The organism is Streptomyces poriferorum (assembly GCF_019399235.1).
Classification (GTDB): Bacteria; Actinomycetota; Actinomycetes; order Streptomycetales; family Streptomycetaceae; genus Streptomyces; species Streptomyces poriferorum.
In genome coordinates, this window is record NZ_JAELVH010000122.1 from 1 (window position 1) to 24485 (window position 24485).

Sequence of the window (24485 nt, forward strand, 5' to 3'; positions counted from 1 at the left end):
CCCTCACCGTCATCGGCCCGCTCCACGCGGTGGGACGGGCCGATGACGGTGAGGGAGGCGGGGACGCCGTCCCCCTGGAAGACGGGTGCGGAGACCGCGGTCACCGCTTCGTCGTACTCGCCGTGGCTGATGCAGTAGCCATCGGCGCGGACCTGCGCGTAGCAGGTGAGCAGCGCGTCCAGGTCCGTGATGGTGCGGTCGTTGAAGCGCGTCAGTCCGGTGGCGCCGAACATCTGCCGGATCTCGCGTTCGGGGTGGTACGCGAAGATCGTGTGCCCGGACGCTCCGGCGTGGCCGGGCATGACCGCGCCGATGATCGCGGTGTAGCGGACGGGTCCGGTGCCGTCGACGGCGGCTTCGCAGCGGTAGCTGCCGCCGTGCGGGACGTTGAGGACGATGCTCTCGCCGGTCTCGCGGAGCAGCCGGGCGAGTATCGGGCGGGAGATCGAGGACAGCACTCCGCTGTGCTCGCTGACCCTGGCCAGCCGGGACAGGGCGGGGCCCGGACGGTAGCGGCGGCTGTTGTCGTCGCAGAGCAGGAAGCCGCGCGCGCTCAGGGTGGTGAGCAGGCGCTGCACGACGGCCTTGTCCCAGCCGTGGTGGCGGGCCAGTTCGCTGACGCCCCATTCGGGGCGCTGCTCGGTGAAGGTGAGCAGCACGAGCAGGGCCCGGTCCACGGTCTGCAGCACGGCGGGGGCCTGCTGTCCGGCCGGTGCCGGAGTGGTGGTGTCCGTGCCGCGCTCAGCCATGGGCCGGGCCTCCTTCGTCCACGTCATCGATCTTCCGGTGCGGAAATCGCAACGCCGTTGCGATTTCTGGCGAAAGGATGCGGGCGCCTTCGGCGGGTGTCAAGGGTTTCCCGGAAATTCGCTCCGCGGCGGGAACGGCCTGTTCAGAGGTGGTGGAAGGCGGGCCCCTGGCAAGGACGGGTCCGGAGCCGGATGAAGTCGGGAACGGTCCGCTCCGGGCGCCCGGCGATGCGGCCGTTCCGCGCCGCCGTCCGTGGGCGGGCTCACGGGGCCCATTCACCCTCGTTCACTCGATTGGCCTAACCGGGCCGGCAGCCCCGCAGCCGCGTCGCACGGGGCCTGCGCCGACGTGGGGCGGGTACGGCGGCGAGCCTCCGGCGGCCGGGCGGTTGCAGCGTCCATCCGGGTGAGGCGCGATGGAGACCGGACGCGTCTTCCCTGCTGGACCCACCTACAGGACGCGCCCGGGCGAGGAGGAATCGGTCATGGGAGCCGCTGACGGTTTCACGGATTCCGGAGAGCTCGACGGCCTGACGGTGTACGACACCGAGGGCGAGAAGATCGGCAACGTGGGGCGGGTGTATGTCGACGACAACACCGGCCGGCCGGACTGGATCACGGTGAAGACCGGCCTGTTCGGTATGAAGGAAAGTTTCGTGCCTCTCGCCGGAGCCCGTCGAGTGGGCTCCGACCTGCACATCTCGCATCCGAAGGACCGGGTGAAGGAAGCCCCACGGGTGGACGCGGACGCCCATCTGTCGGTCTCCGAGGAGGAAGAGCTCTACCGGCACTACGGCCTGAGCCGGAATACCAAGGCCAACCTCGGCGACCGCGCCGGCACCACGAGCGCCGACGCACCGACCACGACCGGCACGGGCACCATGGGCGCGGCCGGAGCCGGGGCCGGAGCCGGTGCGGCAGCCGGGGCCGGGGCCATGGGCGCCGCGGGCACGGGCCGCACGACCGACAGGACCACGTCGGCCGGCATGGCCGGTGCGGGCACCGGGACCGGCAGGCACCGCGACACCGAAACCTCGGGCACGTCCCGTCCGCTGGCCGGAGCCGGTGCGGGAGCCGAACGCTCCGGTGCCGACCTCAGCGGCAAGGAGGAGCTGATCCGCTCCGAGGAACAGCTGCACATCGGCACCGAGGAGTACGAGAGCGGCAAGGCCCGCCTCCACAAGTACGTCGTGACCGAGAACGTCACCAGGACCGTGCCCGTCACGCACGAAGAGGTGCGCGTGGTCCGTGAACCGCTCCGTCCGGGCGACAAGGCGGCCGGCCGGTCCGACATCACCGAGCAGGACGTGGAGGTCACCCTGCACGCCGAGCGCGCCACGATGCGCAAGGAGACCGTGCCGGTCGAGCGGGTGCGGATGGAAACGAAGAAGGTGACCGAGCAGAAGGAAGTCTCCGCCGAGCTGCGCAAGGAGCAGATCGACTACGCGGACGGCACCGGCAAGAGCGGCAAGGACATGGGTGGCAAGGACATGGGCGGCGAGTTCGGCCAGGAGCGGCGCCGCTGACCCCCGGCACACCGCGCCGGACGGCCCTGCCGCACCGAGAGGGGCGGGCCCCGCACCGGGGCCCGCCCCTTGCGCTCCACGGCGCGGGACAACCCGGTGGCCGCCGGGCCCCGCACCGCCCCGGACGCCGCAGGTACCTCAGGGACGCCCCGGACGAAAACGCACCGAGGGCCGCCCACGAGGGCCGTCCGGTGTCACGACGGCCCGTACCCGGTAGACGTCGGCGATGAGCTCCTCCGTGATCACTTCCGCCGGAGTGCCGCCCGCGACGACCCTTCCCCCGTTCATCACCACGATCCGGTCGCAGAACATCGCGGCCAGATTGAGATCGTGCAGGGCGACGACGGCGGTGAGCGGCAACGAGGTGACCAGGGACAGCAGTTCGAGCTGGTGCTGGATGTCCAGGTGATTGGTCGGTTCGTCCAGGAGCAGTTCGCGCGGCTGCTGGGCGAGCGCGCGGGCGATCTGGACGCGCTGGCGTTCACCGCCGGACAGCGTGTGCCAGGACTGGTCGCGGCGTTCGGCGAGGCCGGTCCGTTCCAGGGCCTCGCGCACCGCCCTCTCGTCGGCCGCCGTGGGCGCCGACCAGGCGCGGCGGTGCGGGATGCGGCCCAGGCGTACGACGTCCACGACACTGAGCTCGACCTGGGTGACGGCGTGCTGGTCGACCACCGCTACGCGTCGGGCCACGGTGCGGCGGCCGACCGCGGTCAGCGGGTCGTCGTCGAGGGTGACCAGGCCCGCGTCCGGGGCGAGGACCCCGGCCAGTATCCGCAGCAGGGTGGACTTCCCGGAGCCGTTCGGGCCGATCAGCCCGATGGTGCCGCCGGGCGGCGGAGCGAGCGAGACACCGTCCAGGATGAGGCGGCCGCCCGCCTCCCGGCTGACCCGGTCGGCCCGCAGGCCGCCGGGGACGGCCCGGGTCACGGGGTCCGCCGGGTTCGGTGGAGGACCAGCACGAAGGCGGGTACCCCGATGAGTGCGGTGACGACTCCCACCGGTACCTCCTGCGGATCGAGAACGGTCCGGGCGAGGGTGTCGACCCAGACCAGGAACACGGCCCCGGCGAGTGCGGTGACCGGCAGCAGTCTGCGGTGCCCGGAGCCGGTGAGCGCCCGGGCCGCGTGCGGCAGCACCAGTCCGACGAACCCGATGGCGCCGGCGGAGCTCACGAGAGCGGCGGTCAGCAGTGCGGTCGCACACAGCAGGACGATGCGGGTACGGCCGACGTGGACGCCGAGGGTGGCCGCCGCGTCCTGGCCGAAGGCGAAGGCGTCGAGCGTACGGGCGTGGCCGAGGCAGACCAGCAGCGTCACGCCGAGCACGGCGGAGCAGATCCACACATCGCTCCAGCCGACGCCGCCGAGCGAGCCCAGCAGCCAGAACAGCACGCCGCGGGTCTGCTCGGCGTCGGCTGCGGTCATCACGACGAAGGAGGTGAGCGCGGAGAAGAGCTGCATGGCCGCGACGCCGGACAGGACGACCCGGTCGGTGCTGCCGCCGAGGGTGTGGCTGAGCAGCATGACCAGGGCGAAGGAGCACAGGGCCCCGATGAACGCCCCGGCCGACAGGGAGACCGCTCCCCCGCCGACCCCGAGGACGACCACGACGACGGCGCCGGTCGAGGCTCCGGAGGAGACCCCGAGGACGAACGGATCGGCGAGCGGGTTGCGCAGCAGCGACTGCATGACGGTGCCGCAGACCGCGAGCCCCGCGCCGCAGACGGCGGCGAGCAGGGTGCGCGGCATGCGCAGGTTCCAGATGATGCCGTCACGGATCGGGCTGAGCCGCGACTCGCCCGCGCCGAGGTGGGAGGCGACCGCGGACCAGACGTCGGCGACGGAGATCCGGGCCGGGCCGATGGTGACGGCGACGGCGACGGACAGGGCGAGCAGCAGGAGCCCACCGGTCCACAGGAGTCCTTCGCGGATACCGCGGATACCGCGGATGCGCCGGAGGCCGGGACCGGTGCGCGCGGCCGCGTCCTCGCGCGGCGCCGCGGCCTGTTCGGTGTCCGTCACCCCGCGAGCCCGAAGGTGCGCAGACCGGCGGCCACGAGCTCCACGCCCTCGACGGTCCGGATGGTCGGGTTCATCGCCTGGCCGCTGAGCAGCACGTAGCGCTTGTGCCGGACGGCGTCCATGTTCTTCGTGACGGGGTTGGACTCCAGGAAGGCGATCTTCTTCGCGGCACTCTCGGCGGTCTGCGACTTGCGGGTCAGATCGCCGATGACCAGCACATCGGGGTTGCGGTCGGCGACCGTCTCCCAGTTGATCTGCGGCCATTCCTCGTGGGTGTCGTCGAAGGCGTTCTCCGCCCCGAGTTCCCGGGTGATGATGCCGGGCGCACCGCAGCAGCCGGCCAGGTACGGGGCCTCGGAGTTGGCGAACCAGTACAGCAGCGAGGTCCCGGAGGCGTCGATGCCGCTGGTCGCCTTCCGTACCCGGGCGCGCAGCCCGGCGACGAGTTTCTCGCCGCGCTCTGGAACGCCGAACACCTTGGCCAGGTCGCGCACTTCGGCGTAGACGCTGTCCATGGTCAGCGCGCCGGTGCGGACCCCGTCGCCGTCCTTGCTGTTGTCCTTGGCGGTGCAGTCGGCGGGCGAGACGTAGGTGGGGACGCCGAGTTCCTCGAACTGCTCGCGGGGGGCGACACCGCCCTTGGCGAGCGTCGATTCGAAGGAGGCGCTGACGAAGTCGGGCTCCTGGTCCAGGACCTTCTCCGACGAGGGGCGGTTGTCGGAGATCCTCGGGACGCCCGCGTTGGCCTTCTCCAGGCCCTTCAGTACCGGATCGGTCCAGGTGGCCGTGGCGGCCAGCCGGTCGGCGAGACCGAGCGAGAGCAGGATCTCGGTCGATCCCTGGTCGACCGGTACGGCGCGCTTCGGCGCGGCGTCCACGGTGACGGTCCGTCCGCAGTTCTTCAGCGTGACCGGATAGCCTTCGGCGTTGCCCGACTCGGCGGTCGTGCTGTCCTTGCCGCCGCCGCAGGCCGTCAGCAGGATCAGGGCGGCGGTGAGCAGGGCGGCGGAGCGGGCGGGGCCGGCTATGGGCGGCACGGAGTACCTCGGCGTCTCTGGGCCCATGCGCGGGGCCCTTACGGAGTTCCGCGACCCGGTACCGGACCGCGGGTGCCAGCAGGTCTTCGGACTCGGGTTCATGCGGACGGGACGCCTTCCCGGGAAACCGTGGGTCTCCCAGTGGCCGTGGCCCCGCCCGTCCCCCTCACCGCTGCGCGTCAGTTCCGGATTCGCACCGGATTCCCTGACCCCTACGTGGAGTTCGACTGGCTCCGGGCACGCTACCACGAGCCTCTGCGCAGCTCAGCGGCGGTGCGGGGCGGTGCGGTGGCCGGGGCGGTGTGCCGCGCACCGCCCCGGCCACCGGACCGTCCAGGAAGGCCTGGCTGCGGTCACGCGTTGCGGTGAACCGATTCGCCACCGGGGGTGCGCGGACCGGCCGCTTCCGGGGCCTCGGCGGTGTGCCAGGAGGCACCCGGATCGTCGTAGGCGTCGGTGTAGCGGGCTCCGGTGATGGGCCAGTCGGCGAGCAGTTCACCGGGCAGCGCGAAGGATGCGGCCAGTTCCGGCAGATGGCCGCTGACGGCGGTGACGAGCTGTTCGGTGGCCTCGCTCAGCCCGTCGACCTGATCTGGGGTCAGTCGGCCTGCCGCGAGCAGGTCCCCGCTGTTGCGTGCGACCCAGCGCAGCGCGAACAGCCGGGCCAGTTCGTCCAGCCGCTCGCGGGCCTCGCCACCGGGCAGCGCCGCGAGCGCGTTCTCGTACGCGTGGGCCGCCTGCCGGTACGCATGGGCCTCGACCCCCCGCAGCGCGGGCCCGGATGCCGCGTTCCAGCGCTCCAGCGGCCCGCCGTCAGCCGCCCGCGCCATCCGTGCGGCAGCCCGGGCGAACCAGATGCGCTCCACCTCGTCCAGGAGACGGCCGAGGAACCCGAGGTCGGCGAGGTCGCCGCCCGTGGGGTCGGCGGCCGGATCCTCCCGCGGGGCCCGTGACCGGTCGAGGAGCAGTCCGGCGGCCGCCCGGGAGTGAATGGCCAGGTTGTCGCCCTCGGCGGTGATGGCGCCCTCGATCCCGGTGACGAGTTCGGTCATCCCGTTGTTCTCCAGCAGCCCCTGGGCGCCGCACCGCTCCCGGCATTCGACGATCACGGACCTGGCCTGCCAGGTGATCCATCCCTTGGCGATGTCGACCAGTCGCTCGTCCGTCTCCCGCTCCGCGGGCGGCCGGGCCGCCGCCTTCTCCCACCGGTCGAGTACGCGCCGGTGCAGCAGGCTCATCGCGAAGACGGTGGCCATGGCCTCGGCGAGCGGGCCGTGGTGGCTGCGGTGGGCCACCACGGGCACCGGAGGCGCCGAGCGGCCCCCCGAGACGAAGCGGTGGCCGCCGTAGCGGACGGCGACGGCCAGCGTGGTGCGGGCGGAGCCCACCGCGCTGGCGCTCATGCAGATCCGGCCGGTGACGACCCGTCCGATCGAGGCGAGGAAGCGGCGCCTTCGTCCGTCGGTGCCGCTGCGGAACACCCCGTCGTCGCCGACCCGCCCCTGCGCGCCGCCGAGCAGTGCCCCGCGGTCCACGAGGACCTGGTCGAAGGAGGTCAGGCAGTGGTCGACCGGACTGCCCATCCGTGCGGGGAGCCGGCGCACCCGGATCCCGGGCAGGGTCCGGGACGCGTCCGTGAGCGGCACCAGCAGCAGGAAGACCCCGTGGTCATGGCCTTCGACGATCAGGCGGGCGGCGACGAGACCCGACTTGGGTCCGCCGGCCGGACTGGTGTTGGGCATGAACTTCTGTGCGCCGGCGTGCGGGGTGTGCAGCACGAACCCGTCCCGTTCGGGGTCGTAGGTGGCGGTCGTCTCGATGGCCGCGGCGTCGTTGCCGTGTGCCACCTCCGTACAGAGGAAGGTGCCGATCCGTCGCAGCCCGAGGAAGTCCGACAGGTCGCGGGGGCTGTCGGCGTCGTGGTCCAGGAGGCTGCCGAGGAACAGGTTGTAGTGGATGCCCGCGACCGTGGCGAACGCCGGGTCCACCGGGGCGAGCCACTCGTGCAGTGCCGCCAGGGCGCGGGGGTCGGCGGCGGGTCGGGCGGCGCTGTCCAGTGCGTTGTTGAGCGTGCGCAGCCGTGCGTGGGCCAGGGCGAGGCGTTCGTCGGGCGTGGGGCCGGGAGGCGGCCAGAGCGGCCGGCGGAACGGCTCGGTGGCGACGAGGCGGCGCCAGAATCCGTGCTCGCGGCGGGCATCCGGACCGAGGAGCACGGTACTGAGCGGACCGGTGACCGGACCGGTCCCGGCTTCCGATGTGTGGGCACTGTCGAAAATGGTGTTCATAAAACCGGGAACGATCAGGAATGGTCCAGGACACTCCACAAGCCGGTGTCCGGGCTGATCCTCGTCACCCGAAGCGGCCCGGCACGACAGCGGCCAGGTGGCCGTCCGTCACCTGTATGCAGCAATCCGCCGCGCTGTGCGGGCGGACAGGACATCCCCTTGGTTCATGGAACGGCACCCCGATCAGCCCGCGGCACAGGACGAACACGCCGAACTGGAAGCCCTCCGGGCCCGGGTGGCGCAGCTGGAGGAGGACCGCGCCCCGGCCCGCTCACGGCTGCGCCTGCGTTCGTTCCTCGCGGTCCTGCTGATCCTGGTGGCGGCCGTGCTCACCCCGCTGAGCGTCCTGTCGAGCTGGGCGCGCGACGTCGCGGGGGACACGGACCGCTATGTGGACATGATGGAGCCGCTGGCCTCCGACCCCGATGTGCAGGCGGCGGTGACCGCACGCGTCACCGACGCCGTCATGACCCATCTGAACATCGACGCGTTGCTGGCGGACGTCGCGCCCGCCGACCGGCCCGTGGTGGACAAGGCCCTCCAGAAGCTCGGTGACCCGCTCACCGCGGGCGTCACGAACTTCGTGCACGGCACCGTGGAACGCTTCGTCACCAGTGACGCCTTCGCTCGGGTGTGGAGCGAGCTCAACCGGCGCGCCCACGCCTCCGTCGTGAAGGCCCTGACGGGCGAGGGCGGTGGCGCGGTCAAGCTCGCCGGCGACACCGTGACCCTGGACCTCGCCCCGGTCATCGACCGGGTGAAACAGCGCCTCGTCGACCGCGGCCTGACGGTCGCCGAGAAGATTCCCGAGATCCACACCGACTTCACCCTCCTCACCTCGGACTCGGTCGGCAAGGCCAAGAAGAGCTTCCGGGCCCTCGAACTCCTCGGTTTCTGGCTGCCCGTGTTCACGCTGGTGGTGGCGGCCGGCGGGGTGCTGCTGGCGGTGCGCCGCCGGCGGGCGCTGGTCACCGCGGCGCTGGCCATGGCGGTGGGTGCCGCACTGCTCTGGCTCGGGTTGTGGGCCGGACGCGCGTTCTATCTCGACAGTCTGCCCCCGCATGTCTCCCAGCCTGCGGCGGGAGCGGTGTTCGACACGCTGGTCGGCTATCTGCGCGCCGGGGTCCGGCTGGTGGTGACCGTCGGCGCGGTCGTGGCGCTCGCCGCCTGGCTCACGGGCAGCGGCCGCGCGGCGAGCAGGGTCATGGCGATGTGGAGCGGTGGCATCGGGGCCGTACGGGACGCGGCCGGTTTCACCGGCGGCCCGGTCTGCCGGTGGGTGCACCGGGCGCGGCGGCCGCTGAACTGGACGGTGGTCGTGGTGGCCGTCGCGGTGCTGCTGGCCTGGGACCGGCCGACGGGCCTGGTCACGGTGTGGATCGCCCTGTGTGCCCTGTTCGTCCTCGCGGTCGTCGAGTTCCTCGACGACGACAGCACTCCGCATCTGGCGGCGCCGGCGTAGCCCGGCCGCCCCGGGCCTTGTAATGCCCGAGTAACGGACGGTGGGTACAACGGTGCCGTGCCGGTGACAGCTGGGCGGTGTAGGGATGGGCAGCATCTCCGGAGCCACCGACCCAGCAGCTCCTCGTCGGCGCGATGGCGGTGCCGCCGTCCCCGTGGGGGGTGACGGTGGCACCGCCCAGTTCATGTCCGGCCGAGTGCCGCGTCCAGTTCCGCCTCGTCGGGCGGGCTGGCGCCGGCCCGGGCGACGGTGACGGCGGCCGAAGCCGCCGCGCGGCGCAGGACGTCCGTCACGGTGGCCCGGTCCAGTGCCCGCAGCCGCTCCCGGCCGGCCGGCCCGAGCAGTCCGTGCGCGGCCAGTGCGTGCAGGGTGCCGGACATGAAGGCGTCCCCCGCCCCCACCGTGTCGACGACCTCGGCCGGCAGCGCATCGACTGTCACCGGCCCGTCGGGCAGGACCGCGCAGGCTCCGTCACCGCCCCGGGTGACGAGAACGACGGCCGGGCCCGTGGTGAGCCATCGTCCGGCGGCCTTCACCGGATCCTCGCCCGGATACAGCCACTCCAGGTCCTCGTCGCTCGCCTTGACCACATCGCTGAGCGCCACACAGAGCTCGGCCCTGCGCACGGCGGCCTCGTGGTCCCCCATCAGCTCCGGTCGCACATTGGGGTCGTAGCTGACCGTCGCGGCGGCCCGCAGCGACTCGACGGCGGCGAGCACCGCGGATGCTCCGGGCTCCGTGACCGCGGCGATCGAGCCGGTGTGCACATGGGCGGGAGTCCGCTCCAGGGAGACCGGGCCGAGCGACCAGGTGATCTCGAAGGCGTACGCGGCCCGCCCCGCGCCGTCCAGGGTCACGACGGCGGACGGTGTGGGAGCCGTCGAGCCGTCCGTACGGACGTCGACCCCGGCCGCGGTGAGGTGGTCCCGGATCAGCCGCCCGTTCCCGTCCGCTCCGAGCTGGGTGAGCAGGGTGGCGTCGTGTCCGAGCCGGGCCAGGCCGTACGCCACGTTGGCCGGGCTGCCGCCCGGATGGACCCGGTCGGCCGTGTCCGGCTCCCGGACGATGTCGGCGACGCACTCGCCGATGACCAGCAGGTCGAGTCTGTCGGGCATGAGGGTGATGTCTCCTGTTGTGCGGTGCGGTGGGATGGGCGTCCCGGCAGACGGCACGGCACTGCCCGCGGACGCGTCGACCCCGATCCTGCCCTGTGCGACCCGCTCCGGTGGCGACGAGTCGCCGGTACGGGGTGGCCCCGCCCGGGACCGCCCGTCGCCCCGTCACGCCTCCAGCGCGTCGGCCACGAGTGCGAGGAATCGCGCATGGGCCCGCGCACTGCACACCGGCTCGGGATTCCAGGGCACCACCCGTACGGAACCAGCGACCGGCGCCCACGGCCCGTCGCTCCGGAGCTCGTCGAGCGCGGTGGCGTGGGCCCGGATGTCGGCGAGCACGACGGCCGGTCTCAGGGAGGCGGCCCGGTCCCAGCCGACCGTGGACCAGTTGGCACCGGGGCCGTCCGCGGGTTCCACCAGGCCGACGCCGAGCTCGGCCAGCACCCGCAGCTCGGGCCACATGCGGGGACGGGCCAGATGCGCCTGCTCCTGGCCCGCCGGTGACAGGGCGAGGACCCTCGTCCGGTCCGGGCCCGAGGTGAGCGCGCGCAGCCGGCCCCTGGCCGCGTCCAGCTCCTGGGTGGCCGCCGCGGGCTCCTCGGCGCCGAGTGAACGCGCCAGCTCGGCGAACCGGTCACCGATCTCCGTCAGGGTGCGTGCCTGGCCCACGTCGATGACCACGACCGGAACGTGCCCCTCCAGGTGCTTGGCCGTCTCCGGATCGAGGCCGTAGACCTGACCGCCGCCGTAGCTGACGGCCACCACGAGGTCCGGTTCCCCGCTCAGCAGCGTGTCCACGTCCAGCGCGGCACCCGCCCCGGCGTACGCGACGCCGTCCAGGGGCAGCGATCCGGTCTTCGCCGCGTCCGGCACCGTGGGGTCGTCGTGACCCGAGCCGAATATCCCGCTCGGGCGGATGCCGTGGTCCCATAAGGTCGCACCGGCCTGGACATAGGCGAGGACCCGGCTCGGGGGCCTCCCTGCGGTCGACACCTGTCCCCGGTCGTCGCAGAATTCCCACACGGTCCGCTCCCTCACGTCACACCTCTCGCCACTGGTTGCCCGCCCCCCGTAGCGGTCTCCTCCAGGACTACCTGCCCAGCGAAACCGCACGGCACCCGCGGCTCCGGATACGGACTACAGGTCCGCCGCCGTGGATCGCACGAGATAGGTGACGGGCCCGGGGTCCGGCACCTCGGTCTCGGCGAATCCGAGCCGGTCGTAGAACGCCCTGGCCCGGGTGTTGGCCGTGAGCATGCACAGATGCACGCCCTTTACCCCCTTGGCGTCCAGGGCCGCGAGGAAGGCACGCATCAGCTCCCTCCCGTAACCCCTGCGCTGCCAGTCGGGCAGCAGGTCGATGTGCAGGTGGGCGGGATGGGCGGCGAGTTCGGGGAGGACCATGCGCTCCGGATTGTGCAGGAGGGCGATCATCTCGTCGCTGGGGCTGCGCGGTGCCGCCTCCGGCCGCGGATAGCGGTCCTCGACCAGGGGCAGCCAACGCCCGCGGAACTCCGTCACGAAGCGTGAGGTGTCGGCCGTGCCCAGGATGTAGCCGACCGCCCGGCCCGTTCCGTCGTCGATGACGAAGGCCAGGTCGGGTTCGAGGTGGGCGTACGGCGCGGCGAAGATCGACGGCATCAGCTCCGGGTCCGGGTACAGGTGCCGGGAGTCGCCGCCGTTGTCGGCGGTCCGGACGCAGATGTCGGCCAGGGCGTCGCGGTCACTGGATCGGTAGGCCCGCAGGCCGGGAAGCAGGGTCACCGCCTCATCCTGCCGACCCTGGGAGCGCTCCCACAAGGGTAAGGAGCATATTCCGCCGACGCTCCCGCCGGCATCGGCGCCGCCGGATCCGTCAGTCGGTGAAGGCTGTCAGTCGGTGACGGCTGTCAGTCGTTGACGGCCGTCAACAGCACCGCGGCGTCCTCCAGGGCGAGCAGCCCGTGCCGTTCCTGGGGGATCGGGTGGAGCTGCCCGGCGGCGAGTTCCACATCGCCCGACGCGGCCGTGAGCCGGACGGAGCCGCGCAGTACCTGGAGCGAGGCCGCGGGCGGGGCGTTGTGCTCGTCGAGGGCGCGGCCGGCCGCCAGCGCGATGACGGTCTGGCGCAGCGAGTCCTCGTGGAGCAGCAGGTGGGCGCTGCGGCCGTGCGGGGAGGTGCGGGCCGCGGCCAGGTGCTCGTCGGCCAGGGCGTTCAGATCGTTCGGTGCGTCCATACGCCCCACTGTGCCGCAGCCCCCGCTCCCCCGCGATCCTGCCGGACCCGGCCGTGCACCACATACGGCCGGGTCCTTCGACGGGCCGGGCGTCAGACCCGCAGCCAGACCGCGGTGTCCTGCGGCAGCCTCCCCGCAGCATCGAGGGGGCCACTGGCCAGCAGAATCGCGGTGTGCGACGGGAGCCCGGCGGGTTCGGCGGCCAGGTTGACGACGCAGACGAGGCCTTCGGTCCGCGTGAAGGCGAGTACCCCGGGCGCCGAGTCCAGCCAGGTCAGTCTGTCCGTCCCGGGCTGTCCCGCCGTCTCGAACCCCGGTTCGCTCCGGCGCAGCCGCAGGGCCTCGCGGTACAGGCTGAGCATGGAGTCCGGGTCATCGCTCTGGAGGTCGGCCGCGTAAGCGGACCAGCCGGCCGGCTGCGGCAGCCAGGGTGCGGTGGTGGCCCCGAAGCCGGCGTGCGGTTCCCGCGCCGACCAGGGCAGCGGCACCCGGCAGCCGTCGCGTCCCGGGTCGGTGCCGCCCTTGCGGAAGTGCATCGGGTCCTGGATGCGGTCCAGGGGGATGTCGGCCTCCGGCAGTCCGAGCTCCTCGCCCTGGTAGAGGTAGGCCGCGCCGGGAAGGGCCAGCGAGAGGAGGGCGGCGGCGCGGGCCCGGCGGGTGCCGAGGGCGAGGTCGGTGGGGGTGCCGAAGGTCTTCGCCGCGAAGTCGAAGCCTGTCTCCGCACGGCCGTACCGGGTCACGGTGCGGGTCACGTCGTGGTTGCACAGGACCCAGGTGGCCGGGGCGCCGACCGAGGCGTGCTCGGCGAGGGTGTCGTCGATCGCGGTCCGCAGGAGTGAGGAGTCCCACGGGCAGGCGAGGAAGTTGAAGTTGAAGGCGGTGTGCAGCTCATCGGGCCGCAGGTAGCGGGCGAACCGTTCGGTGTCCGGGAGCCACACCTCGCCGACGAAGACACCGTCGTACTCGTCGGCTATGGCGCGCCAGGAGCGGTAGATGTCGTGCAGTTCGTCGCGGTCGACGAAGGGGTGCGGGTCCTGGCCCACGGTGAAGTCGGGCAGTGCGGGGTCCTTGGCGAGCAGGGCGGCCGAGTCGATGCGTACGCCCGAGACCCCGCGCTCGAACCAGAAGCGCAGCACGTCCTCGTGCTCCTGGCGGACCGCCGGGTGGGCCCAGTTGAGGTCGGGCTGCTGGGTGGCGAAGAGGTGGAGGTACCACTCTCCGTCGTCCAGCCGGGTCCAGGGTGTACCGCCGAATTCGGAGACCCAGTCGTTGGGCGGGATCTCACCGTCCACGCCGCGGCCGGTGCGGAAGTGGAAGAGGTCGCGCTCGGGGCTGCCGGAGCCGGCTTCGAGGGCGGCCCTGAACCAGGCGTGCCGGTCGGACACGTGGTTCGGCACGATGTCGATGATGGTGCGGATGCCCAGCCCTCGGGCCTCGGCGATCAGTTTCTCGGCCTCGGCGAGGGTGCCGAACGCGGGGTCGATGGCGCGGTAGTCGGCCACGTCGTAGCCGCCGTCGGCGAGCGGTGACAGGTACCAGGGGGTGAACCAGAGTGCGTCCACGCCCAGTTCGACGAGGTAGGGCAGCTTGGCCCGGACCCCCGCGAGGTCGCCGGTGCCGTCACCGTCGCCATCGGCGAAGCTGCGTACGTAGATCTGGTAGATGGCGGCGTCCCGCCACCAGTTCGCGGTGGCCTCGGACGGACGGTTGGCTGCCACGTGACGTTCCTTTCGGGCAGGTGGTACTCCGCCGCCGGCCCGGCGAGCGGGGCAGGATGGGAGGGCCGTCGGCGGAGTGCTGAGGGGAGGGCGGCCGGACGGGGCCCCGTACGGGCGGGGCGCGGTCCTGAAAGGGGTGCTATCCCTTGAGGCCGCCCGCGGTCAGACCGCTCATGATGTTGCGCTGGAAGAGCAGGAAGATGAGCAGCGTCGGGATCGACGCGATGGTGAGCGCGGCGATGAGTACGTTCTCGGGTACGCCGCTGGCCAGTGAGTAGATGCCCACGTTGAGCGTCTGCTTGCTGGGGTCGGGCAGGGTGAGCATCGGCCAGAGGAAGTCCTTCCACACCCCGACGACGGCGAAGATGGAGACGACGCCGAGGATCGGCCGGGAGATCGGCAGGACGATCGAGCGCAGGGTGCGCAGGGGCGACGCGCCGTCGATGGAGGCGGCGTCGAGGAGTTCGCGCGGGATGGAGTCGAAGAACCGCTTCAGCAGGAAGATGTTGAAGGCGTTGGTGACCGACGGCAGCCAGATCACCCAGGGCGAGTTGACCAGGTTGCGCTGGAAGACCGGCACGTCCAGCACCGTGAGGTACTGCGGGACGACCAGCACGGTGGCCGGGATCATCAGGGTGGCCAGCATCATTCCGAGAATGACCTTGCCGAACACCGGCCGCAGCTTCGAGAGCGAGTAGGCGGCCGCGACGTCGAAGACCAGCTGGAAGGCGAGCGCGCCGAAGGCGTAGTACAGGGTGTTGAAGAGCAGCTTGGACAGGTCCATCACGGTCCATGCCTGGCTGTAGTTCTCGGTGTGGAGCGAGCTGGGGAATGCGGTGGGCGGGCTCTGCACGACTTCCTGGGTGGTCTTGAGCCCGCCGGTGACCATCCAGTACAGCGGCCCGAGGAAGGCGACCGTGAACAGGATGATGACCAGGGTGAAGACGATCCAGTAGAAGGCCTTGCCACGGGGCCTGCCGAGCTGGGCCGGTGAGATCAGGGTCCGCTGGCGCCCGACGTCGGCGCCTCGTCCGGCCCTGCGCCGTGCGGACTTGCGTACGTCGCTCCCGCGCCGGGAGACAAGCGTGTTCGATGCCATGGTCGTGCTCCCGTCCTAGTCTTCGCTGCTGCGGCTCAGTCGTACGTACACCGCGGAGAATCCCGCGAGGACGACGAGCAGGACGAGGCCGAGTGCCGCCGCGCTGCCGTAGTTGTTGAAGTTGAAGGCGTACTGGTAGATGAGGTAGACGACGGTCGTGGTGGAGCCCTCGGGGCCGGCGCCGTTGGTGAGCAGGAACGGCTCGGTGAAGACCTGCATCGTCGCGATGACCTGCATGAGGAGCAGCAGGGAGAGGATGAGCCGGGTCTGCGGGATGGTGACGTGCCAGACCTTGCGCAGCAGTCCGGCGCCGTCGAGTTCGGCCGCCTCGTACAACTCGCCCGGGATGCCCTGGAGGGCGGCCAGGTAGATCAGGGTGGCGCCGCCCATGTTCATCCAGGTCGCCGCGATGACGACCGAGAGCATGGCCGTGTCGGTGTCCTGGAGCCACTGCTGGGCGGGCAGGTGGAAGACGTCCAGGATGCGGTTGAAGAGTCCGTATCCGGGGTCGTAGAAGTACTTGAAGAGCAGCACGGAGGCGACCGGCGGCAGCATCACCGGGAGGTAGACCAGCAGGCGCAGGTACCCCTGCCCGTGCCGGAACTCGTTGAGCACGACGGCGACGACGAACGGGACGACGAAACCGAGCAGCAGGGCCAGCACGGTGAACAGCAGGGTGTTGCGCCAGGCCTGCCAGAACGCCGGGTCGTTGAAGACGTAGGTCAGGTTGGACCAGCCGGCCCAGGTGGTCTTGCCGTCCTCGGTCTTCTGGAACGCCAGGATGAATTCCCGGACCATCGGATACCAGGAGAAGAGCGAGAAGCAGAGCACCGCTCCGATCAGGAAGCCGTGTGCGGAGATGTTGCGGCGCACGGCTCGCAGGAAGTCCTCGCGGGCGGAGTCCCGGCGGGCGGGGCGTGAATGTCCTGGACCGGGCGTGGTCGCCTTGCGGGAGGACAGGGTTGGGGCCGACATGGTGTGTCTCCTCGGTGCCGGTGAACTCAGGGGGCCGGAGGCGGGGCCGGGTCCGCGTGACCCGGCCCCGCGCGTCCGTTACTGGTTCGCCAGAACCTGGTTGACCTGCTGCTCGGCGGTGGAGAGGAGCTTGTCGATGTTCGCGTCCTCGTTGGTCAGCACACCCGACATGGCGTTGTCGAGGATCTTGTAGATCTCCTGCGCCTTCGGCGGCTCGGCCTTGCCCGGAACGGGGTTGTCCATGAAGGCCTTGAAGTTCTCGACCGGCATCGTCGCGTTCGCGGCGCGCGCGGCGTCGTCCTTGGTCTTGCTCTCACCGAGGAAGAAGTTCGGCTGCGGCAGCCCGACGGGGAGCTGGTCGGCCTTGGTGCGTGCCCAGTCGAACTGGCCCTTGCCGACCGTGAGGTTCTTGAAGTTGAGCCAGGCGATGCCGGCCTTGATCTGGTCGGGCGAACTACCCTTCTTGATCAGGTAGTTGTTGCCGCCGAAGAGGGTGCCCTCGGCGCCGGGGATCGGACCCAGACCGAAGGTCTCGTACTTGGCGCCGAGCTGCTGCACCATGTAGGCGATGTCGTCGGGGGCGGCGAGGAACATGCCGAGCTTGTCGCTGGCTATCTGCTTCTGGAGGTCGCCCCACTTCAGCAGCTGGGTCTTGCCCATGCTGTCGTCCTCCCAGCGCATGTCGTGCAGCTGCTGGAGGACCTGCTTGCCGTTGGCGTCGTTGAAGGCCGCCTTCTTGCCGGACGCGTCGACGACGTCACCGCCGAGGCCGAACTGGGTGGCGGCGAAGTGCCAGCCGCCGTTGTTGCCGGCGCTGTACTCGCCGTAGCCGGAGATGCCCTTGCCCAGGTCCGCGATCTTCTTGGCCGCGGTGCGGACGTCGTCCCAGGTGGCCGGCGGCTTGTTCGGGTCGAGACCGGCCTCGGTGAACAGCTTCCGGTTGATCATCAGGCCCATGGTGTAGTTGCTGGTCGGCAGGCCGTAGAGCTTGCCGTCCTTGCGCGCCACGTCGACGACCTGGGTCTGTATGTCCTTGAGCGCGGGCACGGTCTTGTCCGTGACGTACGCGGAGATGTCCTCGGCACCATCGTTGTCCAGCACCTGCTGGAGGTCGCTGAAGTAGGCGTAGAAGACGTCGGGCTGCGACTTGCCCTTCAGCATCGCGGTGAAGCGGGGCGGCTCGTTGCACTGGCCGGGGGTGGACTTTCCGTTGATCGTGACGTTCGGGTAGGTCTTGTTGAACGTCTTGATGTCCTCGTTCCACTCGCGCAGCTCCGCGGCCTTGGCCGCCGGCGGCATGCAGTCGATCGAGATCGTCACCTTCGCCTTCGGGTCGAGCGGGGCGGACGGGTCGGACGATCCCTTGGACGCACTGTTCGTGTCATCGTCCTTGCTGCTGCTCGTTCCGCAGGAGGCGAGCGAGGTCAGGGCAAGTGCGGTGACAAGGGCAGCCGCGGAGGCACGGCTGATACGGCGTGTGCGGCGCAACCCAGCACTTCTCATCGATGGTCCCCTTTGGGCATGAGCGTGGATGGCCCTCGGCCGACTCTCTGCCGGGGCGAGGCACACTCAACCAGCGCCGACATGTGAGCGCAATATCTCGCGCAGTTTTCGTAAAAGTTTGACAGCACTTCGCACGCGGCGTGCGGGGCGCGGCGCGCGCGCAGCACGGGGCGCCGTCCGGCGAACCGGACGGCGCCCCTGGTTGCGGTGCTGGTTACGGGTTGATGTTGATCTTCATGGTGGACGTCGTGTTCTTCACGTCCAGGGCGTTGCCGCTGAGCTTCAGGCCGTTGAAGGTCACCTCGCCGACAGCGGGCCCCTGGCCGGCCTCCGGCATCTCGTTGGCCCACAGCCCGAAGCCGGACCTGGCGTCGTAGGCGTCACCGCTCTTGCGTGCGCCGGAGATCGAGATGTCGGTCAGGATGGTGTCCTTGATCGGGAACTGGGGCTGGCCTCCCACGTAGTTGGTCTGGAACATGATGCCGCTGTACGTCGGGTCGACGATGTCGACATGGTTGATCCGGATGCCCTGGAAGACCTTGGAGGCGGAGAACAGCCAGATGCCGGGGAAAGTCTGCGACCCCCAGAAATGGCCTCCGGAACGGAGCACGGAGACGTTCTCGACCGTGGTCGGACCGGTCCCGAAGCCGTTCATCGGGTAGCCGAAGTCCAGCGAGCTGACCGTGATGCCGGAGTAGACCAGGGTGTCCGCGATGAGGATGTTGCGGAAGGTGTTGTCGTAGCCGCCGTAGACGGCGACGCCCGCCGCACGCCAGGTCAGCAGCGATGTGAGGTTCTCGTAGACGTTGTTCTTCATGTCCGCGCCGCCGGAGTCGATGGCGGAGAACAGCGCGAAGCTGTCGTCTCCGGTGGCCCGGGACTCGTTGTTCACGACGTGGTTGTCCGTCGAGCCGTTGGTCATGTTGATGCCGTCGGCGAACGTGTTCCGGATACGGGAGTTCCTGATGGTGATGCCGTCGGTGTTCGCGCCCCAGTAGAGGCACACCTGGTGCTCGTTCCAGACGTTGTCGATGACGATGTCCGAGACGTTGGAGAAGTCGAACACCTTGCCGGGACCGTCGATGCGCGAGGTGTAGTTCCCGAAGTACGCGAAGTTCGCGAACGTCGAGCCCTTGGCACTGGCCTCGGCACGGAAGCCGTTGTCGGTGTTCTCCTGGGACGAGGGTGCGAAGAACCTGGTGTACCAGGGTCCCGCGCCGACGACCTTGACGGCCTTCCCGTAGACCTGGAACTTGCTCGCGGTCTGGTAGTCGCCGGCCGGCAGGTAGACACCCACCAGCTTGCCCGTGGTGTCCATCCGCACCTTGTCCAGGGCGTTCTGGACGTCCTGGTGGGTGAACCCGGCGGGAACGGCGTAGGCGGCCGCGTCCGGGTTCGGGATCTGGGTGGCCTGTTCCAGGCTGACGAAGTCGATCGCGTACGTGCTGGTGTTCGCGGCGTCCTTCTGCAGCCGGATCCTGCTGCCGGCCGGGACGGTCCTGCCCAGCAGCATGTTCGCCTCGTCGTAGATGTGCCGCGGCGAACCCGAACCCGGGGAGTTGCCCGGACCGGTCTCGGCGCCGTACAGCCACGCGTACTTCGAGGTGAGGTCGATCGCCTTGAGGAAGGTGCCGTCCACGTAGACGTTCAGCTTGGAGTCGATGCCCCCGCCGCCGGCGGAGTCCGGGATGGAGAAGCGGGTCACCAGGGAGTTGGTGCTCGCCCTGGTGGTGAACTCGACGTAGTTGCCCGTGCTGTTGAGGGTGACGGCCTTGCGGCCGGACGCCTCGCCCGCGACGTCGCCGACGGTCCTGTTCGGGCCGACGACCTGCGCGCCGCCACCGGTGACCCCGTCCTCCGCCTCGTACATGTCGTACGGCATGTTGGCGCCGCGTCCGACGAAGAGGGAACTGGTGGTGGTGTTGTTCTCGCGCTTCACCGGCAGTTCGTTGGTGTCGTCGGCGATCACCGTCTTGACGGAGTACGAGCCGTTGACCGCCGTCCAGCTGCCCAGGTTCACCGGGGCGCTCGTCGCACCCGCGGCTATCGCCCCGGTGTAGGTGCCCGTGAGGGTCTTGACCGTGGCGCCCTTGGAGTCGAGCAGGGTCAGCGTGACGGCGTGGCCGCCCGCCGCGGAGGCCACCGAGCCCTGGTTCTTGATGGCGACGGAGAAGGTGACGTTCTGACCGGCGGACGGGGCCGACGGGGAGGTGCTGACCCCGGTGGAGACCAGGTCCGAGCTGGCGACCGGCTTCACGACCAGACCGGTCGTGCTCGTGTAGGTGTTGTCGGTCTCGTTCTGCTCGATGACCTCGTCTCCCGGGTCGGCGACCGCGCTCAGTGCGTACGTACCGGCGTCACGCGCTCCGATGCCGGCGCTGACCTGGGCAGAGGCCCCGCCCGCCAGCGCGCCCACGGACGCGGTGGCGACCTTGGAGCCGCCGAGCCGGAACTCGACCTTGCTCGCCGGTGCGGCGACCGAACCGGTGTTGCGCACCGTCGCGGTGAGCGTGACCGGGTCCGACTCGACGGGCGCGGCCGGAGCCGACGTCACCGAGCTGACCTGGAGGTTCGGATTGGGCGCCGGGGCGCCCAGCACCTGGAACTCCGCGACCTGACCGGCGCCCGATCCGGTGTTGGAGTTGAACTTCAGCTGGACGTCGGCGACCCGGCCGCTGACCGGGATGGTCACCGTGTTGCCGCTGCCCGGGCTGAACGCGTAGTCCTTCGCCGCGACCAGGCTGGTGAACGCCGAGGCGCTCTGCTCCCGGCCGAGGACCTGGATGTTCTGCGTCCTGGCGCCCCAGCTGCTGTCCGGGTTGAGCTTGACGACGACGTTCTCGGTGTCGGCGTTGGCGCCCAGCTTCACGGTCAGCGTGTTGGGGTAGCTGCCCCCGGCACCTTCCCAGTAGGTGGTCACGCTGTTGTCGTTGGCGTTCTCCGCGACGAACGTGTGGACCACGGACGAGGCGGTGATGGGCTTGCCGACCGCGAGGTTGGACGCCGTGCCCGTGCTGCCGTTGCGGGTGACGGTGTTGCTGTCGCCCGAGACGTTGCCCGCCGCGTCCTTGGCCCGGACCGTGTAGGAGACGGTGGCGCCGGCGGACTGTGTGTCGGTGTAGGTGGTGACATCGCCGGCCACGCTCTTGCGCAGCACGTTGTTGGCGTAGATGTCGTACCCGGTGACGCCCTTGTTGTCGGCGGACGCCTGCCAGACCAGCTTGATCTGACCGGCGGTCGCCTCGGTGAAGCTCAGGTTGGCCGGCGCGGTCGGCGCCTGGGTGTCGCCGGTTTCCCCGGTCCGGGTCACGGTGTTGCTGTTTCCGGAGACGTTGCCTGCCGCGTCCTTGGCACGGACGTAGTACGACACGGTGGTGCCGGCCGGGCGGGTGTCGGTGAACGTGGTGACATTGCCCGCCACGCTGGTGAGCAGTGCGTTCCCGGCGTAGATGTCGTAGCCGGTGACGGCCGTGTTGTCCGTCGACGCGTTCCAGGTCAGCCTGATCTGGCCGGTGGCCGGTTCGGTGTACGCCAGCTGGGAGGGTGCGGTCGGCGCCTGGGTGTCACCCGCCTCGGGTCCGTAGATCTCCAGCTCGGAGACCTGGGCGCCCGGCTGGACGGAGTTGGCGCTGACGAGCACGCGTACATAGCGGGTGGTGGTGGCGTCGAAGGAGATCGTCGCCGTCTCACCGGCCGTGGGGCTGAAGGTGTACGCCTGGGACTGCGTCACATCGCTGAAGTCGGTGCCGTTGGTGCTGCTCTGGATCTTCAGCGTCTGGCTGCGGGTCTCCCAGCCGTCGGGAAGCCGCAGGACCACCCGGTCTACGCGTACCGAGGATCCGAGGTCGGCCTGGATCCACTGCGGCAGGTTGCCGTTGCTGCTCTCCCAGTAGCTTCCGGCGTTGCCGTCGTTGGCGTTGGCGGCGATGTAGGTCTGGGTGTGGCTGCTGGCCGTGAGCGTACGGCCGGCCGCGAGGTTCACCGACGACTCCGCCGCCGCGCGCACCTCCAGTTCGGCGAGCTGGCCGTTCTGTGAAGCGGAGTTCGCGGTGATGTTCGCCCGGACGAACCGGGCCCGGGTGGCCGGGACGGAGATCGTCACCTTGTTGGAGCTGCCCGGCGCGAAGGTGTAGGCGGCCGAGGTCTTCAGCGTGGTGAAGCTCGTGCCGTCGGCACTGCCCTGGAGCGAGAGGGTCTGGCTACGGCTCTTCCAGTCCTCGGGAAGCTTCAGGGTGACCTGGTCGATGCGGGTGACCTTGCCCAGATCGCTCTGCACCCACTGGGGAAGGGAACTGCCCGACCCTTCCCAGTACGTCGACTGTTCTCCGTCGGCGATGTTCCCGGCGTCCCTGCCGCTGCCCGCGCTGCTCGCGGCCGTCCGGTGACCGGCGGCGATGTTCGGGCCGCCGGCGGCCGACGCGTTGAGCGCCGGCCAGCCGACCATCAACAGGCTGGTGGTGAGGGTGGCGGAGAGGACCCGCCATCGGCGGTGTTGCGTTCTCATTGGTCCCCGATCTTCGGCCTCGGCGCAGGGCGCGACCAAGGCGCGGCTCTGTCTGCGTACCCGTCGGTCATGACTTTCTGCACCTACGGGAATGGACTTTTGCGTTTTGCGGTCGCAGAATTGCAGAGAAGTGACGCCTCGTCTACTGCTGTGACACAGAAAGGAGCCCGGGTCGCCGCGCGCAAAACCGACCTAACTCACCTGATGCGCACCGCATTTGAGCGCTCCTCAATGAGGCAATGACACTGCCGCCACAACGCAAGCCATTTGCGTATGCACGAAAGCCGCTGAAAGGTGCCAGCTCACAGAGGGAGGCAGAAGCGCAGCCTGCCGCCCGGCCGCACGGAGTCAGGATCGGGCTGTTCGTACACCCAACCCTCTCGAGAGACCTCTGCTCGGTGATGGAGTCGGCGTGGGGGCACGCGTCCCTGCTCCACGCCGGCACTGGACGGTTCCGGGCGATGCCACGGGTCGGCCCCTCAGGACGCCGACGCCCCTGTGCGGTCCGCCCCGCCGGGCAGCGAAAGAGATCCGCCGTGTCGTCGGCGACCTACCGCACGCTGCTCCGCATCCCCGGTGCCGCAGCCTTCTTCCACCGCCACCACCGGCCGCCCGGGCATCGCCATGTCCAGTCTCGGCATCATGTGGCTGGTACACGACCGAACCGGTTCCTATGCCGTGGCCGGGCTCGTGACCGGCGGATTCGCCGTGGCCGAGGCCCTGTCCGGGCCGCAACTCGCCCGGCTGATCGACCGAATCGGCCAGACCCGCGTGCTGCCACCCGTTCTCCTCGCCCACGCCACCGCAGTGGTCACCTTGCTGACCCTCGTCGAAAGCGGCAGCCCGCACGGGCTGACGACAGCGGCCGGAGTGCTCGCGGGCGCCACGCTTCCGCAGCTCGGGGCGTTGTCGGCCGCCCGCTGGTCAGCGCTGCTCCAGGGCGGGCGCGCCGCGGCACTGCCCACCGCCTTCGCCCTGGAATCCCTCGGCAACGGGCTGTGCTACCTCGCCGGACCTGCCCTGGTCACCACTGTCAGAGCGAGCGGCGACCCGGCACACGGGATGGCGCCGGCCACGGCCTTGGTGATGGGCGGCGGACTCGCCCCCGCCACGCGGCGCGGCACAGCGCCTCCCGCGGCCGGCGCCTCCGAGCGCAGGGGCGCCGGCCGTTCGCTGCGGCGGCCGGGGTTCGCGGTGCAGGTCGGAGTCAACTTCGGCCTGGGCCTGTACTTCGGCTCCATCCTGGGCCTGTACTTCGGCTCCGTGCAGGTCTCGTTGGCGGCCTTCGCGGTGGAGCGTGGCGCGGCAGACACGGCCGCGCCGCTCTACATGGTGTCGAACTGCGCCGGCCTGCCGGCCGGCTGGCTCTACGGTCTGCGCCGGTGGCGGGTGGCTCCGCAGGTACAACTGGCCATGGTGTCGGCCGGGCCGGCCCTCAGCTGCCGCCTGCCGCTGCTCGTCGTCGGCTCGTTCCTGGGGACGGGGCTCGTACTCGCCGTCACCGGCATGACCGTTCCCCCGATCCTGGCCCTCGTGCACACCCGGTTCAGCCCGCCGGGATCCAGCGGTATCTGACGTCCGGCTCGTTCTCCTCGTTGCGGCTGCCGTCGTCGAACCCGACGGAGGTGAACCCATGCCGCTCGTAGAAGGCCCGCGCACCGGCGTTGCGCTGGAAGGTGTACAGGGCGAGCCCCTGCGGGCTGCGCTCCCTCGCCTTCGCCAGCAGGAGCGTACCGATCCCCCGGCGCAGCATGTCCGGCCGCAGATAGAGGTGTTCGAGCTCATCACCGTCGACCGAGACAAAACCGACCGGATCCGCCGGCCCCCCGCCCTCCCGGACCTCGGCCACCCAGACGTCCGTGGCCGGCAGTACGACGTGGGTCATCCAGCCAAGTGTCGCCTCGTCACTGTGCACCCTGGTCAGGTAGGGCATGGCGGCGGCGCGCGAATCCAGAAAGAGGCGGGTGAGGCAGTCGGCGTCCTCGACGCGTGCCTCCCGCAGCAGTGCCGCGTCCGGGTACGGGGGGCTGTCCGATGACATCCGGGGTCTCCTGTCCGAAGGGCCGGGCGGCCCGGGAGTCCGCCGCATCTCGTGAACGCGATGAACTGGCCACCCTGTGATCGAACGTACGCCGCCCCCTGTCCGGATCTCCATAGGATATCGGTGACCGCTCCGCCGTGACACGCCCTCACGGCTCCCGCCCGGCGAAGGAATCGACGTAACGGTGTACGAACCCAACCTGTTCGCGTTCCCCGAGGACGGCCACCGGATCCC

Annotated in this window: 18 protein-coding genes and 1 riboswitch; of the genes, 3 read left to right on the forward strand and 15 right to left on the reverse strand. The window is 70.5% G+C overall.

The window, feature by feature from the left end; translation table 11 throughout:
• Positions 1–749, reverse strand: a 749-nt coding sequence (locus JGS39_RS21250; protein WP_219570834.1) for an IclR family transcriptional regulator, incomplete at its 3' end; no start/stop codon positions are given.
• Positions 750–1234: 485 nt separating this feature from the next.
• On the opposite strand from JGS39_RS21250, the gene JGS39_RS21255 reads away from it, so the two are divergent.
• Positions 1235–2275: a PRC and DUF2382 domain-containing protein gene (locus tag JGS39_RS21255; RefSeq protein WP_219570835.1), complete on the forward strand. Its 1041-nt coding sequence runs from the start codon at positions 1235–1237 to the stop codon at positions 2273–2275.
• Between the two features lie 138 nt (positions 2276–2413).
• Here the strand turns inward: JGS39_RS21255 and JGS39_RS21260 are convergent, their stop codons facing one another.
• The 4 genes from JGS39_RS21260 to JGS39_RS21275 all read right to left on the reverse strand — a co-directional run bounded on the left by JGS39_RS21260 (position 2414) and on the right by JGS39_RS21275 (position 7618).
• Positions 2414–3202, reverse strand: a complete 789-nt coding sequence (locus tag JGS39_RS21260) for an ABC transporter ATP-binding protein (RefSeq protein WP_219570837.1) — start codon at positions 3200–3202, stop codon at positions 2414–2416.
• Positions 3199–4296, reverse strand: coding sequence for a FecCD family ABC transporter permease (locus JGS39_RS21265; protein WP_219570839.1), 1098 nt, complete (start codon positions 4294–4296; stop codon positions 3199–3201). Before JGS39_RS21265 ends, JGS39_RS21260 begins: the two co-directional genes overlap by 4 nt.
• A complete protein-coding gene (locus JGS39_RS21270; RefSeq protein ID WP_219570841.1) occupies positions 4293–5333 on the reverse strand; it encodes an ABC transporter substrate-binding protein in 1041 nt (346 codons plus the stop codon). Before JGS39_RS21270 ends, JGS39_RS21265 begins: the two co-directional genes overlap by 4 nt.
• A 60-nt stretch (positions 5334–5393) precedes the next feature.
• A riboswitch (cobalamin riboswitch) is annotated at positions 5394–5580 on the reverse strand.
• A gap of 106 nt (positions 5581–5686) precedes the next feature.
• The gene (locus JGS39_RS21275) at positions 5687–7618 is read right to left on the reverse strand and encodes an acyl-CoA dehydrogenase family protein (protein WP_219570843.1); all 1932 of its coding nucleotides are present in this window, start codon (positions 7616–7618) and stop codon (positions 5687–5689) included.
• A 166-nt stretch (positions 7619–7784) separates the two neighbouring features.
• On the opposite strand from JGS39_RS21275, the gene JGS39_RS21280 reads away from it, so the two are divergent.
• Positions 7785–9080, forward strand: coding sequence for a hypothetical protein (locus JGS39_RS21280; protein ID WP_219570845.1), 1296 nt, complete (start codon positions 7785–7787; stop codon positions 9078–9080).
• 182 nt (positions 9081–9262) lie between these two features.
• On the opposite strand, the gene JGS39_RS21285 is transcribed toward JGS39_RS21280, so the two are convergent.
• The 9 genes from JGS39_RS21285 to JGS39_RS21325 form a co-directional block, all read right to left on the reverse strand.
• A complete protein-coding gene (locus JGS39_RS21285) occupies positions 9263–10195 on the reverse strand; it encodes a carbohydrate kinase family protein (RefSeq protein ID WP_219570847.1) in 933 nt (310 codons plus the stop codon).
• Between the two features lie 165 nt (positions 10196–10360).
• Positions 10361–11233 (reverse strand): substrate-binding domain-containing protein, encoded by an 873-nt coding sequence (locus tag JGS39_RS21290; protein WP_219570848.1) that lies wholly within the window; start codon positions 11231–11233, stop codon positions 10361–10363.
• 99 nt (positions 11234–11332) lie between these two features.
• The gene (locus JGS39_RS21295; protein WP_219570850.1) at positions 11333–11959 is read right to left on the reverse strand and encodes a GNAT family N-acetyltransferase; all 627 of its coding nucleotides are present in this window, start codon (positions 11957–11959) and stop codon (positions 11333–11335) included.
• Positions 11960–12084: 125 nt separating this feature from the next.
• A complete protein-coding gene (locus tag JGS39_RS21300; protein WP_219570852.1) occupies positions 12085–12411 on the reverse strand; it encodes a cupin domain-containing protein in 327 nt (108 codons plus the stop codon).
• A gap of 92 nt (positions 12412–12503) precedes the next feature.
• Positions 12504–14129, reverse strand: coding sequence for a glycoside hydrolase family 13 protein (locus tag JGS39_RS21305; protein ID WP_219570854.1), 1626 nt, complete (start codon positions 14127–14129; stop codon positions 12504–12506).
• Positions 14130–14268: 139 nt separating this feature from the next.
• Positions 14269–15228 carry a carbohydrate ABC transporter permease gene (locus JGS39_RS21310; RefSeq protein WP_219570856.1) on the reverse strand — a complete coding sequence of 320 codons (960 nt, stop codon included), beginning with the start codon at positions 15226–15228 and terminating at the stop codon, positions 14269–14271.
• A gap of 15 nt (positions 15229–15243) precedes the next feature.
• On the reverse strand, positions 15244–16203 hold the full coding sequence (locus tag JGS39_RS21315; protein WP_219570857.1) for a carbohydrate ABC transporter permease: 960 nt from the start codon (positions 16201–16203) through the stop codon (positions 15244–15246).
• A 78-nt stretch (positions 16204–16281) separates the two neighbouring features.
• Positions 16282–17706 carry an extracellular solute-binding protein gene (locus JGS39_RS21320; protein WP_219570859.1) on the reverse strand — a complete coding sequence of 475 codons (1425 nt, stop codon included), beginning with the start codon at positions 17704–17706 and terminating at the stop codon, positions 16282–16284.
• Between the two features lie 214 nt (positions 17707–17920).
• Positions 17921–22210, reverse strand: a complete 4290-nt coding sequence (locus tag JGS39_RS21325; RefSeq protein ID WP_219570861.1) for a discoidin domain-containing protein — start codon at positions 22208–22210, stop codon at positions 17921–17923.
• A 576-nt stretch (positions 22211–22786) separates the two neighbouring features.
• On the opposite strand from JGS39_RS21325, the gene JGS39_RS21330 reads away from it, so the two are divergent.
• A complete protein-coding gene (locus tag JGS39_RS21330; protein ID WP_219570863.1) occupies positions 22787–23785 on the forward strand; it encodes an MFS transporter in 999 nt (332 codons plus the stop codon).
• On the opposite strand, the gene JGS39_RS21335 is transcribed toward JGS39_RS21330, so the two are convergent.
• Positions 23757–24251, reverse strand: coding sequence for a GNAT family N-acetyltransferase (locus JGS39_RS21335; protein WP_219570865.1), 495 nt, complete (start codon positions 24249–24251; stop codon positions 23757–23759). The genes JGS39_RS21330 and JGS39_RS21335 overlap by 29 nt on opposite strands.
• Positions 24252–24485 lie beyond the last annotated feature (234 nt).